We start from the raw sequence: 5,523 nt of genomic DNA, 5'->3' as shown, positions 1-5,523 counted from the left end.
GCCTTAAATATGAAACCACCTTCCGAACCATTCTCTCGGACGGCAACTTAGTCCTGTCTAACAATATAGCAGAGAGGGCTATGAAGACTTTGGTTATGGGGCGTAAAAATTGGCTTTTCTCTCAAAGTTTTGAGGGAGCCAAGTCAACAGCTATCATCCTTAGTCTTTTGGAAACGGCTAAGCGACACGGCCTTGATTCAGAGAAATAGATGACCTATCTTCTAGATAATCTACCTAACGAGGAGACGCTCGCTAAAAAGGAAGTTCTAGAGGCTTATTTACCATGGGATGAACAAATTCAGAACTACTGCAAATAGGAAAAAGTTCCAGAGTCAAAGCGACTTTGGAACTTTTCAATATACTCCGTTATGGAGCGGTTACCATTTTTCAACCAATCACCTATTCATTTAACATAAAAAAATACCGCAGAAAGACTGTCAAGGTGACAAATTTTCCGCAGTGTTGGGTTTATTTCCGATACATCTTAAACTGGAGATAAAGATCGTTGTAGTCGCCTAGGAGCTTGCGACCAAGGTTGTCGTAGACTTCTAGGTTTTTCAAGGTTTCTTCTGAAGGATAGAAGGCCTTATCATTTTTGACTTCATCTGGTAGCATTTCCTTGGCCTTAGTATTTGGCGTTGCATAGCCGATATACAAGGCATTCTGGTAGGCATTTTCTGGGCGAAGCATAAAGTTGATAAAGGCGTAGGCCCCTTCAATATTTTTTGCGGTCTTAGGAATCACCATATTATCAAACCAGAGATTGGAACCTTTTGAAGGTACGACATAGTGCAAGTTCTCATTACCGTCTAGCATTTCACTTGCTTCACCAGAGAAACTTACGGCAATTGCTGCTGCATCTTGAATCATGTAACCCTTGATTTCATCAGAGACAATCGCCTTGATGTTGGGAGTCAACTCGTACAAGTAATCTGCAGCTTTTTCTAGCTCGTCTTTGTTACGAGAATTGAGACTGTAGCCAAGGGTCTGAAGACCAATTCCCATGCCCTCACGGGCACCGTCTACCAACATAATGTTATCACGGTATTCTTCTGACCACAAATCTTCCCATTCCCGAGGAGGATGTTCGACCATCGTCTCATTGTAGACGATTCCCAAAGTTCCCCAGAAATAAGGAATGGAGTAATCATTATTCTTATCAAAGCTTAAGCCAAGAAACTTCGGATCGATATTTTCAAGACCCTTGATTTTTTTCTTGTCGAGCTTGACCAGCAGATGTTCATCCATCATCTTAGAAATCATGTACTCAGACGGAATGGTTAAGTCATAGGTTGTTCCGCCCTGCTGAATCTTGGTGTACATGGCTTCATTAGAGTCAAAGGTCTGGTAATCGACTTTGATACCTGTTTCTTCTGTAAACTTGTCTAAGAGTTCAGGATCAATATAGTCTCCCCAATTGTAGATGACTAATTTTTCAGTTGTTCCCTCGTTGGATTGACTTTCTAATTGATGACTAATTCCAAAGAGAGCAAAGATAATTACGATAATACCGATTAAAAAAGAATACAATCGTTTCATTAGCTGGCCTCCTTTTCACGTGAAATGAAATAATAGCCCACCACCAATAAGATACTAAACAGAAAGACTAGAGTTGATAGGGCATTGATTTCAAGAGAAATTCCCTGACGGGCACGTGAGTAAATCTCAACAGAAAGGTTAGAATAACCATTTCCTGTTACAAAGAAGGTCACGGCAAAATCATCTAATGAATAGGTAAAGGCCATGAAATAGCCTGCGATAATCGCTGGTGTCAAATACGGCAACATGATTTCTCTGAGCATTTGGAACTGACTCGCTCCTAAATCATAGGCTGCAAGCACCATATCATCATTCATTTCCTTGAGTCGAGGTAAAACCATCAGAACAACAATGGGAATTGAAAAGGCCACATGACTCAAAAGAACAGATACAAATCCAAGTTGGAAGCCAATCACGGTAAAGAGAATCAGGAAGCTCGCCCCAATCATCACATCTGGTGCTACCATAAGGATATTATTGAGGGACAACAAAGTGTTCTGCCATTTTTGTTTACTCTGATAAATATAAATCGCTCCAAAAGTTCCGATAACCGTCGCAATCAAGGAACTTAGAAAGGCCAAGAGGAAGGTCTGAGCTAAAATCAGCATCAAACGGCTATCGCCTAACATGGAGGCAAAATATTCCGTAGTGAAGCCTGTAAATCCATTCATATCACTGCCCTCATTAAAGGCATAGGCAATCAGATAAAAAATCGGGAGATACAGAACAAGGAAGGTAATGGTAAGGTAAACTTTTCCAAATTTTTTCATCATTTCTTCCTCTCTTTCGTTAGCCACATGGTCAGAAGCATTGCCAAAATTAGGACGACACCTACGGTTGAACCCATACCCTGATTTTGAGTTGTAAGGAAATGCTGTTCAATCGCTGTTCCAAGTGTAATGACACGATTTCCTCCGATCAAACGGGTCAGCATGAACAAGCTTAAACTCGGAATAAAGACAGCTTGGACCCCGCTCCTCACACCATTCATAGAGAGAGGAAAAATAACTTTTGTAAAGGTTTGCCAAGAACTAGCACCCAAATCACGACTAGCATAGATGAGATGTTGATCCAAATCATCCAAAGCATTGAAAATTGGCAAAATCATAAAAGGAATTTCAATGTAGCTAGCAACTGTGATAAAGGAAAAATCAGTAAAGAGAATCTGCTGCGTTCCCAAGCCCATAAAACTTAAAAATTGATTGATTGAGCCATGCTGACCAAAAATTCCGATAAAGGCATAGGCTTTCAAAAGCAAATTGACCCAGGTCGGTAAAATAATCAACATCAACCAGAGCTGCTTGTGTTTTAATTGAGTAAGAAAAAAAGCAGTCGGATAGCTAATTAACAAGGTCACAAGGGTAATAATCCCTGCATAGAGAATCGAGTTCATACTCATCCGCAAATAGGTCATATTGGGAGAGTTGAAATAAGTCTGGTAATTCGCAAAGGTAAACTGCCCATCAATCCCCAAAAATGATTTGTAAACAATCATGGCAACAGGTGCCATGACAAACAAGGCAATCCAAAGGGCATAAGGAAGAACGAACAAGCTAGAGGTTTTCTTCATTTCGTTCCTCCTCAATGGCATTAATCAAGCCATCTTCGACTTCTTCGACCTCCACATATTCTTCGATACGAGCATCAAACTCTTCTTCAGTTTCATTGAGGCGCATGATATGAATATCTTCTGGTTCAAAGTCTAGCCCAATCACCTCGCCTTCAATTGCCTTACGGGTCGAGTGAATCATCCACTCATTACCTAAATCATCATAGGCGATAATCTCATAATGGACACCACGAAAGAGCTGGGTATCGACTTTCACCTTTAATTTTCCTTCTTCTGGCAAGGTAATTTGCAAATCTTCTGGACGAATAACCACCTGAACAGGTTCATTTGGCTTCATTCCTCCATCCACTGCTTCAAATCGCTTGCCATTAAATTCAACCAAGTAGTCTTCAATCATGCGACCTGAAATGATATTGGATTCTCCGATAAAGGTCGCAACAAAATGGTTAATCGGCTCATCATAAATATCAACTGGTGTACCTGATTGAACAATCTCGCCTTCATTCATGACAAAAATCCAATCACTCATGGCTAGTGCTTCTTCCTGATCATGCGTGACAAAGACAAAGGTAATGCCAAGACGTTGTTGCAACTCACGCAATTCATACTGCATATCAGTTCGTAATTTCAAGTCAAGCGCTGACAAGGGCTCATCCAGTAAGACCACCCGAGGCTCGTTGATAATGGCACGAGCAATCGCCACCCGTTGACGTTGCCCACCAGACAACTTTTGAATCGCACGTTTTTCATAGCCTGCCAGACGGACCATTTTGAGGACTTCCGTCACACGTTGCTCAATTTCTTCCTTAGGGATTTTTCGTAATTTAAGGGGAAAAGCTACGTTTTCAAAAACAGTCATGTGCGGAAAAAGCGCATAAGACTGGAAGACCGTGTGAACATCACGCTTATTGGTCGGCACATCATTGATGCGCTCACCGTCCAGATAAATATCACCTGAAGTCGCATCTAGTAGCCCTGCAATGATATTTAGAATCGTTGATTTCCCTGAACCAGAAGCACCTAAAAGGGTATAAAACTTCCCTTCTTCTAGCTCAAAGTTAATATCCTTTAAAACGACTGTGCCACTGTCTTCAAATACTTTTGAAACGTTCTTAAATTCGATGATTGGTTTCTTCAATTCTCATAAATTCCTTCTTTATATGGATTACAGATTAGAGGCTCTGTTAGGCCTTTTCTGACTCTAAGGTAGGGTAACTACCTTCTATACTACCGGCTACGATAGGCTTCACCTCCCTTACTGTTTAAGATGTTTTATTTCGATTTCTTTAATCTAAGGAGTCTCCTAAGATCCGTACTTCCCGCTCTAAGGTGACTCCAGAGTGCTGGTTAACCTTGTCAATCACGTAGGCTACTAGATCTTCGTAATCTTGTGCTGTCCCATTTGAGACATTCACCATAAAACCTGCATGTTTTTCAGATACTTCAACACCGCCAATACGATGACCTTTTAAGCCAGCCTCCATAATCAATTGACCCGCAAAATGCCCCATAGGACGTTTAAAGACGGAACCACACGATGGATGTTCCAAGGGTTGTTTCAATTCACGTAAATGAGTCAATCGTTCCATTTCTTGCTGAATAGCCGTATGATTCCCAGGTTTTAGAGCGAATTTTGCCGACAGGACAATTGCTCCATTCTCCTGTAAAACGGAAGACCGATAGCCAAAGGTCAGCTCACGTGCATCCAGCGTTTCAACATAGCCTTTCGGTGTTAAAATTTGAGCCGAAACCAGGATATGGGCAATTTCTCCACCGTAAGCTCCTGCATTCATAAAGACTGCTCCGCCAATACTTCCAGGAATCCCGCAAGCAAACTCAAAACCTGATAGGGAATGGTGGGCGGCAACTTGAGTTGTCTGAATCAAATTGGCTCCCGCCTCTGCCTCAATCGTATAGCCTGAGACAGTAATGCTATTTAACTTGTCCATGCGGATTACAAAGCCACGAATCCCTCCATCACGAACGATGATATTGCTTGAATTTCCTAACACCATCCAAGGAATCTTTTCCTCATTGGCAAAAGTTACAATCCGCACCAACTCATAGCGATTCCGAGGAAAGGCCAAGTAATCAACTTTACCTCCAACTTTTGTATAGGTGTATTCTTTTAATGGCTCATCAAACCGAATATCAATTTCAGCCAAGGCTATTCTTATTTTTTCTTTCATCCTAACTCTCATTTCAAACTACATTCAGTCCATTATACCAAAAATCCCAGTAGAAAACGATAAAAAAGGAACAAAAGGCACGACAAACGCATGAAACGGTCTTCGGCTTTTTTCTACCTCAAACACTTTTTTGATTTAAAGTAATCGTTTTAAATACTGGTCAAAGGATAGACTAAGGACATATTTCTTACGACGCATGCTCATTTTCTTTCCAAAATCCAACCG

The 5,523-nt window shown here is 41.1% G+C and carries 5 protein-coding genes and 1 pseudogene; 1 reads left to right on the top strand and 5 read right to left on the bottom strand.

The genetic code is table 11. The features are described 5' to 3' along the window. Window positions 1–317, top strand: a pseudogene (locus ABPH35_RS10300) (IS66 family transposase); the annotation flags it as partial. Window positions 318–468: 151 nt separating this feature from the next. On the opposite strand, the gene ABPH35_RS10295 reads toward ABPH35_RS10300, so the two are convergent. The 5 genes from ABPH35_RS10295 to murB all read right to left on the bottom strand — a co-directional run bounded on the left by ABPH35_RS10295 (window position 469) and on the right by murB (window position 5,298). Then, window positions 469–1,539, bottom strand: a complete 1,071-nt coding sequence (locus tag ABPH35_RS10295; protein ID WP_368849797.1) for an extracellular solute-binding protein — start codon at window positions 1,537–1,539, stop codon at window positions 469–471. Continuing rightward, window positions 1,539–2,309 carry an ABC transporter permease subunit gene (locus ABPH35_RS10290; protein ID WP_368849798.1) on the bottom strand — a complete coding sequence of 257 codons (771 nt, stop codon included), beginning with the start codon at window positions 2,307–2,309 and terminating at the stop codon, window positions 1,539–1,541. Before ABPH35_RS10290 ends, ABPH35_RS10295 begins: the two co-directional genes overlap by 1 nt. Further along, the gene (locus ABPH35_RS10285) at window positions 2,309–3,109 is read right to left on the bottom strand and encodes an ABC transporter permease (RefSeq protein ID WP_349989602.1); all 801 of its coding nucleotides are present in this window, start codon (window positions 3,107–3,109) and stop codon (window positions 2,309–2,311) included. Before ABPH35_RS10285 ends, ABPH35_RS10290 begins: the two co-directional genes overlap by 1 nt. Next, entirely contained in the window at window positions 3,093–4,247 is a 1,155-nt protein-coding gene (locus tag ABPH35_RS10280) for an ABC transporter ATP-binding protein (RefSeq protein ID WP_349989601.1), read from the bottom strand. The genes ABPH35_RS10285 and ABPH35_RS10280 overlap by 17 nt, the downstream gene beginning before the upstream one ends. A gap of 148 nt (window positions 4,248–4,395) precedes the next feature. Then, the gene (gene murB / locus ABPH35_RS10275; RefSeq protein ID WP_349989600.1) at window positions 4,396–5,298 is read right to left on the bottom strand and encodes a UDP-N-acetylmuramate dehydrogenase; all 903 of its coding nucleotides are present in this window, start codon (window positions 5,296–5,298) and stop codon (window positions 4,396–4,398) included. Window positions 5,299–5,523: the final 225 nt, after the last annotated feature.

It is taken from the genome of Streptococcus handemini (genome assembly GCF_040984445.1).
In the GTDB taxonomy this organism is placed as follows: domain Bacteria; phylum Bacillota; class Bacilli; order Lactobacillales; family Streptococcaceae; genus Streptococcus; species Streptococcus handemini.
The sequence above is the reverse complement of the archived record's forward strand: the minus strand, read 5'-3'. Positions and strand labels throughout refer to the sequence as shown.